Origin of the sequence: Pseudomonas marginalis, from assembly GCF_001645105.1 — a bacterium.
In the GTDB taxonomy this organism is placed as follows: Bacteria; Pseudomonadota; Gammaproteobacteria; order Pseudomonadales; family Pseudomonadaceae; genus Aquipseudomonas; species Aquipseudomonas petroselini.
In genome coordinates this window covers 1-17,167 of record NZ_LKEG01000014.1, presented here as the reverse complement: position 1 = coordinate 17,167, position 17,167 = coordinate 1, and the positions used below count along the sequence as shown (strand labels likewise).

At 62.3% G+C, this 17,167-nt stretch carries 12 protein-coding genes; 6 read left to right on the top strand and 6 right to left on the bottom strand.

The window, feature by feature from the left end:
* Positions 1 to 31 precede the first annotated feature (31 nt).
* A complete protein-coding gene (locus tag AO064_RS01155) occupies positions 32 to 4,930 on the bottom strand; it encodes an alpha-2-macroglobulin (RefSeq protein ID WP_064052156.1) in 4,899 nt (1,632 codons plus the stop codon).
* 300 nt (positions 4,931 to 5,230) lie between these two features.
* On the opposite strand from AO064_RS01155, the gene AO064_RS01150 reads away from it, so the two are divergent.
* Positions 5,231 to 6,568 (top strand): MATE family efflux transporter, encoded by a 1,338-nt coding sequence (locus tag AO064_RS01150; protein ID WP_064052155.1) that lies wholly within the window; start codon positions 5,231 to 5,233, stop codon positions 6,566 to 6,568.
* On the opposite strand, the gene AO064_RS01145 is transcribed toward AO064_RS01150, so the two are convergent.
* The 5 genes from AO064_RS01145 to AO064_RS01125 all read right to left on the bottom strand — a co-directional run bounded on the left by AO064_RS01145 (position 6,513) and on the right by AO064_RS01125 (position 11,621).
* Positions 6,513 to 7,406, bottom strand: a complete 894-nt coding sequence (locus AO064_RS01145) for an alpha/beta hydrolase (RefSeq protein ID WP_064052154.1) — start codon at positions 7,404 to 7,406, stop codon at positions 6,513 to 6,515. The two genes, AO064_RS01150 and AO064_RS01145, sit on opposite strands and share 56 nt — an antisense overlap.
* 75 nt (positions 7,407 to 7,481) lie before the next feature.
* Positions 7,482 to 9,395, bottom strand: coding sequence for an arginine decarboxylase (gene speA / locus AO064_RS01140; protein WP_012722005.1), 1,914 nt, complete (start codon positions 9,393 to 9,395; stop codon positions 7,482 to 7,484).
* Between the two features lie 143 nt (positions 9,396 to 9,538).
* On the bottom strand, positions 9,539 to 9,910 hold the full coding sequence (locus AO064_RS01135) for a translation initiation factor Sui1 (protein WP_012722004.1): 372 nt from the start codon (positions 9,908 to 9,910) through the stop codon (positions 9,539 to 9,541).
* Positions 9,911 to 10,104: 194 nt separating this feature from the next.
* Positions 10,105 to 10,641: an NUDIX hydrolase gene (locus AO064_RS01130; protein WP_012722003.1), complete on the bottom strand. Its 537-nt coding sequence runs from the start codon at positions 10,639 to 10,641 to the stop codon at positions 10,105 to 10,107.
* Between the two features lie 2 nt (positions 10,642 to 10,643).
* A complete protein-coding gene (locus tag AO064_RS01125) occupies positions 10,644 to 11,621 on the bottom strand; it encodes a DUF2333 family protein (protein WP_371916678.1) in 978 nt (325 codons plus the stop codon).
* 388 nt (positions 11,622 to 12,009) lie between these two features.
* Between AO064_RS01125 and AO064_RS01120 the strand changes: the two genes are divergently transcribed.
* From AO064_RS01120 to AO064_RS01100, 5 genes are all read left to right on the top strand, one after another.
* A complete protein-coding gene (locus AO064_RS01120; protein WP_064052153.1) occupies positions 12,010 to 13,680 on the top strand; it encodes a response regulator in 1,671 nt (556 codons plus the stop codon).
* A gap of 1,466 nt (positions 13,681 to 15,146) precedes the next feature.
* Positions 15,147 to 15,695: a methyl-accepting chemotaxis protein gene (locus AO064_RS31605; RefSeq protein WP_405121883.1), complete on the top strand. Its 549-nt coding sequence runs from the start codon at positions 15,147 to 15,149 to the stop codon at positions 15,693 to 15,695.
* 297 nt (positions 15,696 to 15,992) lie between these two features.
* Complete coding sequence (gene aroQ / locus AO064_RS01110; protein WP_012721999.1) at positions 15,993 to 16,448, top strand: type II 3-dehydroquinate dehydratase; 456 nt, start codon at positions 15,993 to 15,995, stop codon at positions 16,446 to 16,448.
* 24 nt (positions 16,449 to 16,472) lie between these two features.
* On the top strand, positions 16,473 to 16,934 hold the full coding sequence (gene accB, locus AO064_RS01105; RefSeq protein ID WP_012721998.1) for an acetyl-CoA carboxylase biotin carboxyl carrier protein: 462 nt from the start codon (positions 16,473 to 16,475) through the stop codon (positions 16,932 to 16,934).
* A 17-nt stretch (positions 16,935 to 16,951) separates the two neighbouring features.
* A partial coding sequence (locus AO064_RS01100) for a biotin carboxylase N-terminal domain-containing protein (RefSeq protein WP_279615275.1) occupies positions 16,952 to 17,167 on the top strand: 216 nt, incomplete at its 3' end.

Below are 17,167 nucleotides of genomic sequence, written 5' to 3'. Positions count from 1 at the left end.
CACATTTGCACCCAGTTCCGTCATTTAAATATCAGCGCCCCTTGATCACCAGATCCGCCGGCGTCTCTCCCACCGCCTGCCAGTTCGGCCGGTACATCGACTCCACCTGCGGCGGCGGCACGCGGTAAGTCCCCGGTGTCACGGCACGCGCCAGGTACAGCAGGTGCGTCGTGCCAGAGCCTTCCAGATTGATCGCGGCCACGTAGCGGTCGTCCCTGAACTCCTGATGCTTGAGCGACGCGTTCTGCATCGACTCACGCCACTCCTTCACCTGGCTGCTGGCGTTTTCCAGGCTGGCGGCACTTTGCGCCAGGTTTTGGTTTTCCAGCTCCAAACCGGCCGGTAGCAAATCCACCACAAGGGCATCCGGCACACGCTGCTTGGCACTGACCGCCAGATGCACCAGCACCAGATCGCCGCTGTTGAGGCTGCGCAGGTTCAGCGGCTGGCCGTTCATGCCCAGGTATTCGCGACGGATGCTCAGGTTGTCACCGCCAGGCGCGGGTGGCACCTGTGGATAACCCGAGATCGTCAGTTGCTGGTACACCGGCGTCTCGCCCTGATTACTCAGGCTCAAGTCGCTGGACAGCCACTTGCCCTCCAACGCCAGCGTCGGTTGCTGATTATTCAATTCCTGCACACCGCCACTGCCGGTGAGCGACACCTGCCAGTTCGCATCCGGCTTGGCGAACCCGAGGCGCCCGGCCAGAAACAGCGCGTTACGCTCCTGGGTCGACAGATACGGGCTGGCGGCCAACTGGTCCGACAGGGTGAACAAGCGCTCCTCACGCTTACCTTTGGCCAGGTCGTTCTCTTCCAGCAGCGCCAGGATCATCGCCTGGTCCCGCAGCGGGCTGCCGTAGTCGGCCAGCCATTCATTGGCATTGCGCTGTGCCGCCAGCCCGGCGAGCAAGGCTTGGTCCGCGCGGGGTTGGTCGCCCATCTTCTGCAACGCGATGGCCAACTGCACGAGCGGCAAACCGGAGCGCGCATCGCTGCGTCGTTCGAAGATGCTGCGCAGCGCCCCCAGCGGCGCCTGCTGACTGCGCGCCAGCACCATGCCGGCGTAGGCCTGCACGGCAAAGCGGGTGTGGTCGGCGTTATCGCTGTAGTCGACGTCGATCAGATTACGCTCCTGCACATACCGCAGCAGGCGCTCGCTGGCCTTTTTCAACGCTTCAGGCGGCACCGCAAAACCCTGGTCACGGGCACGCAGCAGGAAGTCGGTGACGTAAGCCGTCAGCCAGTATTCTTCTTCGCCATCAGCGCCCCACAAACCGAAGCTGCCGTTGTAGCGCTGCATGCCCAGCAGGCGTTCGATGCCCAGGTCGATCTTGCGTTTACGCTCGCTGTCCGACTCGCCTTTGATCGACAGGCCTTTGAGCAATGCATCGTCGGCATACAGCGACGGGTACAGGCCGCTCGCGGTCTGCTCCAGGCAACCGTAGGGGTAGGCCTTGAGTGCACTGATCTGCGCACCGAGGTTCAGCGGTGGCCGGCTCGACAGGCTCAGCAGTGCCTGGCGCCCCGAGGCATCGAATTGATCCAGGGTGCCCACCGGCAGAGTCCATGCCTGATCCTTGAGCACCGCACGGTAATGCTTGAGCAGCGCCGGGTACGCAGGCCGCACGCCCAGAGTCCACTCACGGGTAAACGGCGGCAGGGTCTCGCCCGGCAGGTCCAGGCCGTTCACCGTCACCTTGACCTTGCCCTGGCCCAATCCGCCCCAGGCTTTCACTGGGATGCGCAGGGTGGTGCGCTGGCCTGGTTTCAGCTCAACGGTTTGCGCGCCACTGTTGACCAACTCCAACTGCCCGTCGGCGCTCAGTTGCACCTCCAGCTTCTGCGCCTTGCCCGACAGGTTGGACAGGTCCAGCGCCAGCGTCGTCTGGTCCCCCCCGGCGAGGAAGCGCGGTGCCGACAGCTCGGCGATCAGCGGCGCGGCGATCACCGTTTTGGCTTCGGCCATGCCATAACGATCATCGGTCCAGGCCTGGGCCATCAGGCGCAGTTCGCCGTTGAAGTCGGGAATGTTGACGCTGACTTCGCCCTCGCCTTGCTCATTCAAGGTCACCGGCGCGCTTTGCAGGGCGACGATGGTCACACTGGTGTCCGGGCGCTTGCCGCCCTTGGCCAACGCCGCGTCGCCACCAAACGCCAGGCTGGCCAGGCGGCCCTGCCCGGCTTCGATCAACTGGCCATAGATATCGAATTGGTCCACGCCGTAGGCCTTGCGGCCGAACAGGCTGGAGTACGGGTCCGGCGTCGGGTATTCAGTGATATTGAGGATGCCCACGTCCACCGCCGCCACCAACACATGCACCTGCTTGGGCACGCTGCCATCGGCATTTTTAGCAGCGATCTTCACCGTCAGCGGTTGTTTGGGGCGCATTTTTTCCGGCGCGGTGAGGGTCACGCCCAGTTTGCGTTGGGTGCGATCCAGCGGCAGGTGCAGCAGGCCTACTGCACGTTTTGGGGTGATATTGGCTTTGCGCTCGCCCGGGCGAATCACCAAGGCGCTCACGTACAGGTCATGGCGCGACCATGTCGGATCGAGCTTCACAGCGAAGCTTTTGCCTTCGGCCGGCACATCGATTTCCTGCCACCACAGCGGCCCTTCGGCAGACTCCACCAGCAGGTAGCCTTTACCGGCCGCCGGCGGCGTGACGGTGACGTTGGCTGTGTCGCCATCGCCATACGCTGGTTTATCCAGCGCCAGCTTGACCTGGTCCGGCCGCACGGCACCGCCTTCGGTGTTGTCCTGGGCCTGGTAGCCGGCCCAGAAACGCAAGCTGCTGACCAAGCCGGTCTGCGGGTCTTCCACTTCAACGCGGTAAGGGCCCCACTCCACCTGGAAGCTGACCTTGGCGGTGTCGCCGGCCTTGATGTTCAGGGTCTGTTCGTCGAGGTTGAGGAATTTCTCGTTGAAGTGATAGCTCCAGCCATCATTCTCGGAGTAGTTCCAGTAGTAATCGCGACGCTCGCGCACCAGGCGCACCTTGAGGTTTGGCGCGGCGAGTTTCTGCCCGTCCTGGTTGGCCAGCAGCACTTCGAATTCCGCCGGTCCATCGCCGTTGGTTTCCGTGCCGTCAAACAACCCGCGCAGGCCCGGCAGTTGCTCGGCCGGCCAGATCGGCTGCACCAGGCGCCGCGTGATCGGCCGCCCGCCCGACTCTTGCAGGCTGGCCTGTACGATCAGTTGCAGCGGTGACTTGGCCTCGGCCCATTTGCTTTCCAGGGTCAGTGCTTCCTGGCCCTTGGCGTCGAGCACGCTCTCGTCCAGCTCGAAATCCTGGCTCAGCTCTTCTTCGGTGACGGAACCGAACTGGTAACCGGGCAGCGACTTGACCGCTTCGCGCAGCGGCCGCACATAGACTTGCCCGCTGACCCGGTTGCCCGACGCAGGCGCGCCGTACAGGTAACGACCGTTGACCTGGATCACCGCGTCGTCTGCCGGGCTCAACGGCGTGTCACTGCCCTTGAGTTCCAGCGCCAGGCGCTCAGGCAAAAAGTCTTCGACAAGGAATTCATACAACTGCGGCTTGCCATCACCCAGGTCGAACACCAACTGCCAGCGCCCGGTCGGTGCTTCGCCGGCCAGTTGCAGTTGATATTGATAGAGGCCGGAGGCATCGGCATCCCACACGAATTTGCGGCTCACCTGTTCATCCGGGCGACGCACTTCGACGCTCACCGGCTGCGGTTTGACGGCATTGCCATCCTTGTCCCGCAGCAAGGCGTTGAGCAGCACGGTTTCGCCGGGGCGATACAGGTCGCGCGGACCAAAGACAAAGAACTGCAACGGGTGGGACGGTTGGCCGCCAATGTCGAACTCGGCCAGGTCCAGCGCGGCGCTGTCGAGGCGCAGCATACTGGTCTGTTCGCCCTGCTTGGCGAGCAGCACCTGGGCCTTTTTCGGCAAAGGCAACTCAGCGTGGCCCCCCTTCTCGGTCTTGCCCTGGCCCAGCACGCGGCCCTCGGCGTCGAGCACTTCGAGGTCGACGCCATCCAGCGCCTTGCCGCCTTCCAGCGCCTGGGTAAACACGTCCAGGCGATTGGCGTAGCGGTGCACCGACAGGCCGATATCACTCAAGGTGAACAGCGTCGCCGGTTGGGAATAGTTGTAGGTGCCCGAGGCACGCATCACCGCCAGGTACACGCCCGGCTGCTGCAATTGCTTGAGGCCGGCGATCGGCAGCAACAGGGTTTCGCGGGTGTTACGCGCCGGGTTCAGGTCGAAACGACCGCCGTAGACCAAATCGGCCAGCGGCAGCAGTGCGCGGGACTCATAGCTTTGCAGGCTGGTGTTGCGCCCCCACTGCGCCAGGAACGACGGCAAGGACTCGGGCTTGATGCGGAAGAACTCGACGTCGATCTTGTCGACGTTCAGCGCGATCACCGGCAGGCCTTCGGCCAGGCGCGTCGGCAGCAGCGTGCCACGGCTGGCGAAACCGACGGTGGCTTGCAGGTCGCGGGTTTCCAGGCGGGCGATGTACTCGGCGGGCAGCAGGTTGTTATTCACGGCCTTCACGCCGGGGTCAACCGTCAGCACCAACTTGCGCTGCGGCTCCAAGTGACGCAGGCGCAGCTCCATCAGGTTGTCGGAGATTTCCCAGGCACCATCGACCTTGCCCGACTTGCTGTCGACCAAGTGAAGTTTGTCAGCGAATTTCTGATCGGGATCCAACGGAATGGAAAAGCTCACCGACAAGGTACTGGCCCCGTCGAGCTGCACCTCGGACACATCCACCACGCTCAATTCACGCCCGGCGTAGCGCTGCTTCAGCGCCGCCACATCCACGGCGGCCTTGGCCGGCTTGGGGGCAACCGTCGCCGCCGCAGGCGCGGTCGGAGCAGCCGGTTTATCGGAGGAATCACAGGCGCTCAGCAGGGCCAGCGCGCAGGCAAGGAACAGTCCTTTGTTAAGCATGGGGAACTCGTCGTGAGAGGGATCCGAGGGGTGAACTATATATCAGCCCGAGTGGGGCCGATGAGGTGCCGGTCACATTGACCGACGGAGGGTGGTTTGGTTCTTGAGGGAACGCGAGCGGAGCCAAATCCCACAAACGCTGACGATCCAAATGTGGGAGGGGGCTTGCCCCCGATGGCGGTGGGTCAGCTCCAGATTCACCCACTCACAGACTGCCATCGGGGGCGAGCCCCCCTCCCACATTGGTTCTGCAGTGACATTAAGGGCCCGTTACAATGCCGCTCCTCTGAAGGAGCCCGCATGCACGCCCTACTCACTGACTGGCGCCACCGCCCCACCCACCGCCGCGTCTGGGCCCTGGCTGCGCCGATGATCCTGTCGAATATCTCGGTGCCACTGGTGGCCCTGGTCGACAGCATGGTCATCGGCCACCTGCCCCATGCCCATCAACTGGGCGCCGTGGCGGTCGGAGCCAGCCTGTATACCTTTCTTGCCTGGGCCATGGGCTTCCTGCGCATGGGTTCCACCGGCTTTGCCGCGCAAGCCGCCGGGCGCAACGATGGCGCCGCACTGCGGCAAATCCTGCTGCAAGGCCTGCTGCTGGCGCTGGGCCTGGCGATGCTATTAGGCACAGTGGGCATCCCCCTGAGCCATCTGGCCCTGGAATGGATGCAACCCTCTCCCGAACTGAATCAACTGACCCAAGACTTCTTCCACACCCGCCTGTTCGGCCTGCCCGCCGCGTTGGCCAGCTACGCACTGGTCGGCTGGTTCCTCGGCACGCAGAACGCCCGCGCGCCCTTGGCGATCCTGCTGACCACCAACCTGGTCAACATCGCCCTCAACCTGTGGTTCGTCCTTGGCCTGGATTGGGGTGTGGTCGGTTCGGCGCGCGCGTCCGTTGTCGCCGAATGGACCGGCGCCCTGCTCGGCCTGGCGCTCACGCAAAAAGCCCTGCGCGCCTACCCCGGCCATCTCGCCTGGGCGGCGTTGAAACGCTGGGAGAGCTGGCGCCCGCTGCTGGCGGTCAACCGCGACATTTTCATCCGCAGCCTCGCGCTGCAATCGGTGTTTTTCATGATCACGGTGCAAGGCGCCCGCCTTGGCGACGCTACCGTGGCGGCCAACGCGCTATTGCTCAACGGCCTGTTACTGACGGCCCACGCCCTGGATGGACTGGCCCACGCGGTCGAAGCCCTGTGCGGTCACGCGATCGGCGCCCACGACCGCCCATCCCTGCGCCGCTCGCTGGTGGTGGCCGGCGGTTGGTCACTGATCGCCAGCGTTGGTTTTGCCGTGCTGTTCACCTTCGCCGGCCACCTGTTTATCGCCATGCAGACCGATATCCCCAGCGTGCGCGAAACCGCCGACATCTACTTGCCCTATCTGGCGCTACTGCCGTTGATTGCGGTGTGGAGTTACTTGCTGGACGGCTTGTTCATCGGTGCGACCCGCGCACGGGAAATGCGCAACGGCATGCTGCTGACCCTGTTGCTGACGTTGCCAATCGCCTGGGCGTTGCAGGGCTTGGGGAATCACGGCCTGTGGATAACCTTCCTGCTGTTCATGGCCCTGCGCAGCCTCACTTTGTGGGCGATTGCCTGGCGATTGAACCGGCAGGATCAGTGGCTTGGATAAACGCCGTGACCCGATCCAGTACCGGTGCCAGCCAGCGCAGCGGCTTGGAGAGCGCGGCCACCAGCGTCTGGTGATTGGTCTTGCCGAAGTAGAAGGTTTCAACCGGCACGCCCGCCGCCCGCAACGTGTTGGCCAGGCCGCCGGTATTACGCGAGGGGTTGACCAGCTTGTCGTCGGTCGAGGCCATCAACAGGCTCGGCGGTGCGCCGGCGCTGACGTGGTTGATCGGCTGGGAATCGGGCGGTGAATCGGGGAAGAAAAACACCGGTTTTACCTCCGGGTTTTCAATCGGCAGGAAGTCATAAGGCCCCGCCAGCCCGATCCAGCCCTTGAGCATCGACGGTGACAGGTTCACATGCTCAAGCCATCGCGCGTCCAGCGCGAGCATCGCAGCATTGTATGCACCGGAGCTGTGGCCCATCAGGTAGAGCTGCTGCGGGTCACCGCCGTAGTCGGCGATGTGCTGATGGGTCCAGGCCACCGCTCGGGCGCCGTCCTGGAGAAACGCGGGGTAGCGCACTTGAGGGTAGAGCCGGTAATCGGCAATCACCACGACAATGCCACGTGAAGCCAGGGCTTCGCCGACGAAACCGTAGTCATCCCTGGAGCCGCTGTTCCAGCTGCCGCCGTAGAAAAAAACCACCACCGGCGCGTTGGAGATAGCAGGCGCAGGCCGGTAGACATCGAGTTTCTGGCGGGAATCATCGCCGTAGGCGATGGCAGCGGTTTGGGTGAAGGTATTGGAAGGAGTGAGGGCGTTGAGGACTTTGATCGGGGAGCAGGCGGCCAAGCATGCTGCCATTGCCAGGGTGAGCACCTGCAGCCATTGACTCAACATTGCTCAGCCCTCAGACAATTTCAGGATTAGCACTGCGTCAAAAGTGGGAGGGGGCTTGCCCCCCTCCCAGATTTTTTACGAGGACAGGTAGGACGAACGCGTCAGCCCCAGACGCAAGGCATCCAGGAACTGCGTACGCTCCGCCGCACTGATCTTCGCGCTCGCACACTTGTCACGGTAATGCGTCATCAGCTCTTCCGGCGACAAATGCACATAGCGCAGCATGTCTTCGATGGTGTCGTGCGTCTCGATGCCGGCGCTGTACACCGAACCATCTTCACGCTGGTAGATATTCACCGAGTCGGTGTCGCCGAACAGGTTGTGCATGTCCCCCAGGATTTCCTGGTAAGCCCCCACCAGGAAGATACCCAGCAAGTAGTCTTCACCTTCGTTCAAGCCGTGTACCGGCAAGCTGGTTTCGATGCTTTGCTCGTCGACGTACTGCTTGATCTTGCCGTCCGAGTCGCAGGTCAGGTCTTGCAGCACGGCACGGCGCAGCGGCTCTTCGTCGAGGCGGTGCAGCGGCAGGATCGGCAGTACCTGGCCGATGGCCCAGGTGTCCGGCAAGCTCTGGAACACCGAGAAGTTGCAGATGTACTTGTCGGCCAGCTTGTCGTTGAGTTCATCCAGCACCTGGCGGTGCGAGCGCTGGCGGGCTTTCAACGAGTTGTGCAGGCGGCGGCACACGGCGAAGTAGCACTGTTCGGCCAGGGCTTTTTCGGCCAAGGTCAGTTTGCCGTCGGCGTACTGGGTGGCCACATCGCTCATGTAGTGGGTGGCGCGCCAGTAGGTTTCGGTGACCATCTCGATGTCGGTCGGGCCCAGTAGGTCTACCAGCCATTGCACGGTTTCCGGCAGGCTTTCCTTGTTTTCGATGACCGGGATTTCGTCGTTGTGTTTCTCGACGTCGGTCACCTGCACCACCAGCATGGCGTGGTGCGCGGTCAGGGAACGGCCGCTTTCGGAGAAGATGTTCGGGTGCGGCAGGCTCTGCGCGTCGCAGAACTCCTTGAGCATGCCCACGACCACGCCGGCGTAGTCGTCCATGTCGTAGTTGATCGAGCTGGCGTTACGCGAGTGAGTACCGTCGTAGTCCACGCCCAGGCCACCGCCCACGTCGATGTGGTCCACTGGCAGGCCGAGGTTGCGCAACTCGCCGTAGTAACGGATGGCTTCCTTGAAACCGTGCTGGTAGTCGGCCAGGTTGGCGATCTGCGAACCCATGTGGAAGTGCAGCAGACGGATGCCCTGGTCCAGGCCCGCCGCGCGGAAGCGCTCGACCACGGACAGCAACTGCGCCGCCGACAGACCGAACTTGGACTTCTCGCCACCGGTGTCCGCCCACTTGCTCGACGCCAGCGACGACAAGCGCACGCGCAGGCCGACCTGGGGCTTGACCTTAAGGCTGGCAGCCTCTTCGATCACCAGCTCAACTTCAGATTCTTTCTCGATCACGATGAACACGTTGTGGCCGAGCTTCTGGCCCATCAGCGCGAGGCGGATGAACTCACGGTCCTTGTAACCGTTGCAGACGATAGTGCCGCCCTTCGGCGCCAGGGCCAATACCGCCAGCAGCTCAGGCTTGGAGCCGGCTTCCAGGCCGATGGACACGTTCTGGGTGGCGATGATGTTCTCGATCACCGCTTCCTGCTGGTTCACTTTGATCGGGTACAGCGCGGTGTACTTGCTCTGGTACTCGAGGCGCTCGATATTCGAATCGAAGGCACCGGTCAATTGGCGTACGCGATCTTGCAGGATGTCAGGAAAGCGCACCAGCAACGGCAGGGACAGGCCGCTTTTACGCAGTTCATCGACCTGCTCGTACAAGTCGACGGGCGTACTGTTCGGACCGTTCGGACGGACTTCTACGCGACCGGCTTCATTGATCGCGAAATAACCGGCCCCCCAATGGCGAATCCCGTAAACACTGCGGCTGTCCGCAACTGTCCATTGGCTGCCATCGTCTTTGCGTGTGCGTCGTACGGACATCGAAGTCCCCTATATATGAAGTCGAAGGCACCGCCCCTGGTTCGAGGCTGGCGCAGTCTAAAGAATGAAAATGACGATTTGCCTGCAAGCAAGGTAGACCCCACGCGCAGGACAGAGTTTAGACACAGGTTGGGAAGAGGCTTTCAGCCGCCGGACTTCTTGGCCTTGTACCCGAGCTTGATCAGCTCGGCCAACAGCAACTCGACGTGATCGCCCTGGATCTCGATGACCCCGTCTTTCAACGCGCCACCGGTGCCACAGCGCTTTTTCAGCGTGGTGGCCAGTTCCTTCAGCGCCTCTTCGGCCAACGGCACGCCGGTGATGGTGGTCACCGTCTTGCCGCCACGGCCTTTGCTTTCGCGGCGCACGCGGGCAATACCGTCGCCTTCAGGGATCAGGGTCTGTTTGCAGGTACACGAATCCACGGGCTGACGACAGTCCGGGCAGTGTCGACCTGCATCGGTGGAAAATACCAGGCCACCAAGGGCGGCGAAGGATGCGGCTTTTTTGGCCACCGGCAATCCTCTTGGGAGGACAAAGACTGGCCAGCGCTCGGCTCTGGTTAAAAGAGGCGAGTCACCAACCGCGAAGCCCCACTCAGGCAGGGGCAGCGCTACCGAACCACCAGGGTGGTTCGGGTGAAAAGTCGCGCAGTGTAACCACAAAAAGCTGACTTGCTAAGAGCCAAATGGCGCCAATTTATGCAACTTTAGCGACGTGAGGCCAGATAACGTCGCAGCCCCTCTTGGGCGTCCGGGCAGTAAGGCTTTTGTTCGGCCTCCTGCAGGACAGTGCCTATAGGCAAAAAGCGCGCTTCCATGACCTCTTCCGGCTGCAGGCGCAGCGGCCCATCCCAGACTGCCGAGTAGGATTTGCACCAGAGCCGGCTGTCGCCATCTTCGAAGTAGAAATGGTCGTGTTCGACCAGTTCCACCCCGCCGACACCCAACTCTTCTTCCAGCTCTCGGGCAGCAGACACGGCATAGGATTCACCTGCCGCTACCATCCCACCCGCCGCCGTGTCCCAGAAACCGGGGTACATGGCTTTGCTCAGGGTGCGCCGGTGCACACACAGCTCACCGGCCGAATTGAACAGGAAGATAAAGGTGCAACGGCCGATCAACCCGCGCTGGCGCAGATCGGCCCTGACAAGACTGCCGAGCAGAGTGTCCTGCTCATCGACCCAGCAGATCAGTTCGGCATCGGAAGCCGCGCGGTGGGCGGCCTCCTTTTGAGTAGCGTCCATCATCAACCTTGGTTGAGCAGCTGACGCAAATCGATCACCGCAGCGTTAGCCCGGGAAATGTAGTTGGCCATCACCAGCGAGTGGTTGGCCAATACGCCAAAGCCGCTGCCGTTAAGGATCATTGGGCTCCACACCGGCTCTTGCGAGGCCTCCAGCTCACGAATGATCTGGCGCACGCTGACAGTGGCGTTCTTCTTGGCCAGCACGTCGGCAAAGTCGACTTCGATGGCGCGCAGCAGGTGCGACAGGGCCCAGGCCTGGCCGCGTGCTTCGTAGAACACGTTGTCGATCTGCATCCACGGGGTTTCCACCACTTCTTCATCGACCTGCGGCACTTCACCCGGAGCCAGGGCTTCGGTTTTCAGTGCGGTGTTGAGTTTTACCCGGCCGACACTGGCCGACAGGCGTTGCGACAGCGAGCCCAGGCGGGTGGCGACATCGCCCAGCCAGTTGTTCAGGTTATCGGCACGCGCGTAGAACAGTGCGCCGCGCTGGTTCGGGTCGGACAAGCGCGCTTCATAGCGGCTCAGGGAATTAATGCCTTCCTGGTATTCCGACTCACTGGATGGCAGCACCCAGCTCTTATTGTCGAAGTTGAAGCGCGGCTCGGCCTTGGCCAGATCGGCGTCTTCGGCCGACTGCGACTGCGAGCGGGCGAAGTCTTTACGCAGGGCGCGGGTCAGGTCGCGCACCTGCACCAGCACGCCATATTCCCAGCTCGGCATGTTGTCCATCCACAGGCCTGGCGGGAAACGGTCGTTGGAAATGTAGCCGCCGGGCTTGTTCAGCAAGGTGCCGACCACGGTCTTGAGGGTTTCGACGGTGGTAAAGCCCACCACCATCTGCTTGCCTTCTTTTTCGGCGGCAATCTGTGCGTTCTGCTGGACCGGAAACAGTGCCGGCTCTTCGCTCCAGTACCAGCCCAGGGCGCCGGTGACCAGCAGGTACAGGCCGAGCACGCTGAGCACGGCACGGCTCATCAGCACGGTACGAAGATAACTGCGGTTGGCCGACTTGGGCTCAGGGGCGGGGCCTTTGGCACTGCCTGCACGGTTTTTCCAGTCCAGCATGGCGATATCCTTTCAATCACTTGAGTTCATGCACTTGAATTGATGGCGTGCGTTCAAACACTCCGACCACAACCCTACCCCATCGTGCCCGCCCGTGCGGGGCTTTTCACCAAACTGGCGCACAGAGGGTATTCGACTATAAAGGATGCACGCTTTTTACGCTGCGCGACCACCGGGTCAGCAACTGAATACCCGGAACACACAGTTTATTGATGCATGACACTCATCCCAAGGAAAAGAGGTGCTAGCATAGAGCCATCAGTCGACCTCAGCATGCACCCTAACTAGTAGTCAGGATATGACCGAGCCAGAAGACCCCAGCCGTGAGCGTCTCAAGCAGCATTTTGCCCAGCGGGTAATTCATCAGGCACGTCAAATTCTTGAGATCTGGCAGCGCCTGCAACGCAGCGAGTGGTCCGGCACCGACCTTTCCGAACTCAGCGAGGCCAATTTGCGCCTGCTGCGGTTTGCCGAGCGCTTCGAACAACCGGAACACCGCCAGCTGGCGCAACACATCGGCGACTCCCTCAAGGCAGTCGACGAGAACCGTGGGCGCCTCAGCAGCCACCTGATCACCGAACTCAATCGCTTGATGCAGCGCCTGTCTCGCACCGGCCTGCGCCAGGGTGACCAGCTGGAACAAACCTTCCTGCCGCCGATGCGCAAGCCGATCTACGTGATGCTGGCCGATCACGACCGCGCCGAGCGGCTGGCCAAGCAGCTGGAATTCTTCGGTTTGAGCGCCCAATCCCTCGACAGCGTGGCCGCGTTTCGGGCGGCGATGGCCGAGCGCCTGCCTTCGGCGATTGTGATGGACGTGGATTTCTGCGGCACCGGCCTGGGCCTCAAGCTCGCCGCCGAAGCCCAGGAAGGCCTGGAGCACAAACTGCCGCTGCTGTTCTTCAGCCTGCACGAGACCGACACCCCTACCCGGCTGGCCGCCGTGCGCGCCGGGGGCCAGGAATTCCTGACCGGGACGCTGGAAGCCTCTAGCCTGTTGGAAAAAATCGAAGTGCTGGCCTGCGTCGCCCAGTACGAGCCGTATAAGGTGCTGATCATCGACGATTCGCGGGCCCAGGCGCTGCACACCGAGCGGCTGCTCAACAGCGCCGGTATCGTCACCCGCACGCTGATCGAACCGATCCAGGCCATGGCTGAACTGGCGGACTTCCAGCCCGACCTGATCATCCTCGACATGTATATGCCCGCCTGTACCGGTACCGAACTGGCCAAGGTGATCCGCCATAACGACCGTTATGTCAGCGTACCGATCATCTACCTGTCGGCCGAGGACGACCTGGATAAACAACTGGACGCCATGAGCGAAGGCGGCGACGACTTCCTCACCAAGCCGATCAAGCCGCGCCACCTGATCACCACCGTGCGCAACCGCGCCGCTCGCGCACGCAACCTCAAGGCGCGGATGGTGCGCGACAGCCTGACCGGGCTCTACAACCACACCCACATCCTGCAACTGCTTGAAGACTGCAGCTTCCGCGCACGCCGCGAGAACAAGCCGCTGAGCTTTGCCATGCTGGATATCGACCACTTCAAGCGGGTCAATGACAGCCACGGCCACCCCATGGGTGACCGCGTGATCAAAAGCCTGGCGCTGTTTCTCAAGCAGCGCCTGCGCAAGACCGACTACATCGGGCGCTACGGCGGCGAAGAGTTCGCCATTGTGATGCCGGACACCGACCTGGAATCGGCCTGCAAGGTGCTGGATGAAATCCGTGGCCGCTTTGCCGAAATCCACTACCCGGCCCAACCGCAGGATTTATGGTGCACGTTCAGCGCCGGGCTGGTGGAGCTGTGCGACGACTCCGACAGCCTGATGATGGCCGCCCAGGCCGACGAGGCGCTGTACCGCGCCAAGCACGCCGGGCGCAACCGCGTGCAGGCTGCGCGCGCATCAAAGCAAAGTGCCATCTTTTCACCGGAATCCACTGATTCGGTCATAACGCTGTAACGCAAACGCAATAACTTCAGGCACTTATCTTTTGCTGTCGGTTGATACCACGCATGCGCCTGAAGCTGCTGACCAATCTCAATACCCTTCTTCTGGTGGCCGTGTGCCTGGCGCTGGGGGCGACGCTGTGGTGGTCGCAACGGGCGCTGGAGCGGCCTTATCTGCTGATGGAACGTTACCTGGGCCTGTCGCAGACCTTCCAGAACCAGGCTGCACGCAACATCGACGACTACCTGGCCAGTGGCGATGCCTTGCGCCTGAGCAGCGCCGGCCAGAGCCTGGAAAGCCTGTTGCAGCATCTGGATGAACTGCCTGCGGACCTCGCGCAAAACCTGCGCCCCAGCTTGGTCGACCTGGATGCGTTCAGCAAGACCGACTTGCTGGCTGCCGGCAAGCTGGCTGGCGACCCACAAGCCTTGCTGCTGCAGGCCGAGCGCGAATTGGGCGCGAACCTGGAGCAACTGAGCCAATACGCCAGCGGCGTGAATTCTGCCGAAGCTGCGCGTTACTTGCCCCCACTGCTGGCGGCATCCCAGCACCTGGCCAAGCTGTCCCTGGCCCGCGACAAACTGGTGAGCAGCGGGCGCGCGGAATTGGCCACGGATGTGGAGCGCGAAGTCGCCAATATCCGCACCCAGGCCGACCTGTTGGAGCAACTGCCGTTGCTGGGGGTGAAGGCCAGTGCCGAATCCGGCGCCGATGACTTCTCCGCCATGATGGGCTTGGAAAACAGTGAAAAAGCTGAAGCCCAGGACACCGGCGTCGACCTCAAGCGCGAACTCAACAGCCTGCTGACCCGCTATCCCGCTGAACTCAAGCGCACCCGCGAACAAATCCAGCAACGCGCTGACCTGGCCGCCCGCACCCGCCTGAAAATCAACGCCGTGCAGGAGGCCATTGCTGGCCTGGAACCGGTTGTGCGCGCACAGCATGGTGCAATCCAAGGCGAAGTGCGTGTGATGCAAGGGGTGATGATCGGCCTGATCCTGCTGATCGCGCTGCTGATCGACACCCTGCAACGACGCTTGGCACGGGTGCTGACCAACCTGGCACCCGCCCTGTCGACCTGGGCCGAAGGTGACTTCAGCCGGCCGATTGCCTTGGGCAAGACCAACCGCGAACTCCACGATATCGAAGCCTCGCTGAACCGCCTGCGCGCCTACCTGGTGGACCTGGTCGGCACGATTCGCGGCAATGCCGAGGAAGTCGCGGGCAGCAGCCGCGCCCTCGCCGAACTGAGCAGCGGCCTGCACGACGGCGCCGAACGCCAGGCTGGGGACACGGCGCAGATCCGCGATTCGCTGGGTGAACTGGAAGCGACCATCCAGCAAGTCGCCGGCGATGCCAGCCAGGCCGCCGGCGCCAGCCGCAGCGCGGGCCAGGCGGTGGAGCAAGGCCAGCGTGTGATCGGCTTGAGCCTGACCGGGCTGCATGCCCTGGTGGGCGAAGTGCAGCAAAATGCGCAGATGATCGAAAAACTCGCCGAGGAATCGGCCACCATCGGCGGCGTGCTGACGGTGATCCGCTCGATTGCCGACCAGACCAACCTGCTGGCCCTCAACGCGGCCATCGAGGCCGCCCGCGCCGGTGAAGCCGGCCGTGGGTTTGCCGTGGTCGCCGACGAAGTCCGTTCCCTGGCCCAGCGCACTGCCGGCGCCACCGCAGAAATCCAGACCCTGATCGCCGGTCTGCAAAGCGCCGCCCACCAATCGGTACAAGGCATGCGCGCGCAGGTCGAACACGCCGAAGCTACCGCCCAGCAGGCCCAGGCCGCGGACGGCGCGCTGGATGAAATCGTCGGCGCCATCCAGACCATTTCCGAAACAGCCGTGCGCATCGCGGATGTGACGGCACAGCAAAGTGGTGCCGTCAGTGAGATTCGCGACAACAGCGAGCGGATTCACCAGTTGGGCGAGGATAATCTGCTGCGCATTGGCCAGGGCCGCAGCCAGGGCGAGCATTTGCTGGTGCTGGGTGGGCAGCTCAATACGGCGGTGCAGGCCTTCCGCGTGTGACCTGATCTATTGCCCTGTGGAGATCAAAAGGTGGGAGGGAGCTTGCTCCCGATTGCGGGGTATCAGCCACTGTACGTGTTCACTGATGCACCGCCATCGGGAGCAAGCCCCCTTCCACATTGATCTTCACCGGATTCAACGCTGTATCGCCAATGACCGGATCCCGGCCCGTAGTCACAAATTTTGCGCAATCCTCGCTAATCGTGCCGCCTACTGCATAGAACTGGACAGTCACAAAGGCTTTGCGGCATAGTCGCCGAGTTCTGCCGTACCCACATCAATAACAAGGAACAGCCGATGGCGACCTTACTGGTTCTTCACGGACCCAACCTGAACCTGCTCGGCACCCGTGAACCGGGCGTCTACGGGGCAGTGACCCTCGATCAGATCAACCTCGATCTTGAACGCAGGGCGCGTGAAGCCGGCCACCATCTGCTCTACCTGCAAAGCAATGCCGAGTACGAATTGATTGATCGCATCCATGCCGCGCGCGGCGAAGGCGTGGACTTTATCCTGATCAATCCCGCCGCTTTTACACACACAAGCGTTGCATTACGTGACGCGTTGCTGGCGGTGAGCATCCCATTCATCGAAGTGCATTTGTCGAACGTGCACAAACGCGAACCTTTCCGCCATCACTCTTACTTCTCCGACGTAGCGGTAGGAGTGATCTGCGGCCTTGGCGCCAGCGGTTACCGACTGGCCCTGGAGGCCGCCCTGGAACAGCTTGAACAACCGGCCAAGCGCCCCTGACCGACCCTTGGGAGTTGATGATTCATGGATATCCGTAAAGTTAAGAAACTGATCGAACTGCTGGAAGAATCCGGTATCGACGAGCTGGAAATCAAGGAAGGCGAAGAGTCCGTACGGATCAGCCGTCACAGCAAGACCCCGGCCCAGCAGTTCTACGCGCCACAGATGCAAGCACCGGCGCCAGCCGCTGCTGCACCGGCCGCCGCCCCTGCTGCCGCCGCACCTGCCGCCCCAGCCGCGCCTGCGCTGAACGGCTTCGTGGTCAAGTCGCCAATGGTCGGTACGTTCTACCGCACCCCGGCACCGACCTCGCCAGCCTTCGTTGAAGTCGGCAAGACCGTGAAAGTGGGCGACACCATCTGCATCGTAGAAGCGATGAAAATGATGAACCACATCACGGCTGAAAAAGCCGGCGTCATCGAATCCATCCTGGTAGAAAACGGTCAGCCGGTTGAGTACGACCAGCCGCTGTTCACCATCGTTTGAACCGCGGAGCGCCTTCGATGTTGAAACCTGCGAAGAAACTGCAAAAAGTCCTGATCGCCAACCGCGGCGAGATCGCGCTGCGTATCCTGCGCGCCTGTAAGGAAGAGGGCATCAAGACCGTCGCTGTTTACTCGACGGCCGATACCGAATTGATGCACGTGAAACTGGCGGACGAAAGCATTTGCATCGGCCCGCCACTGGCCACGAACTCGTACCTGAAAGTCTCGAACATC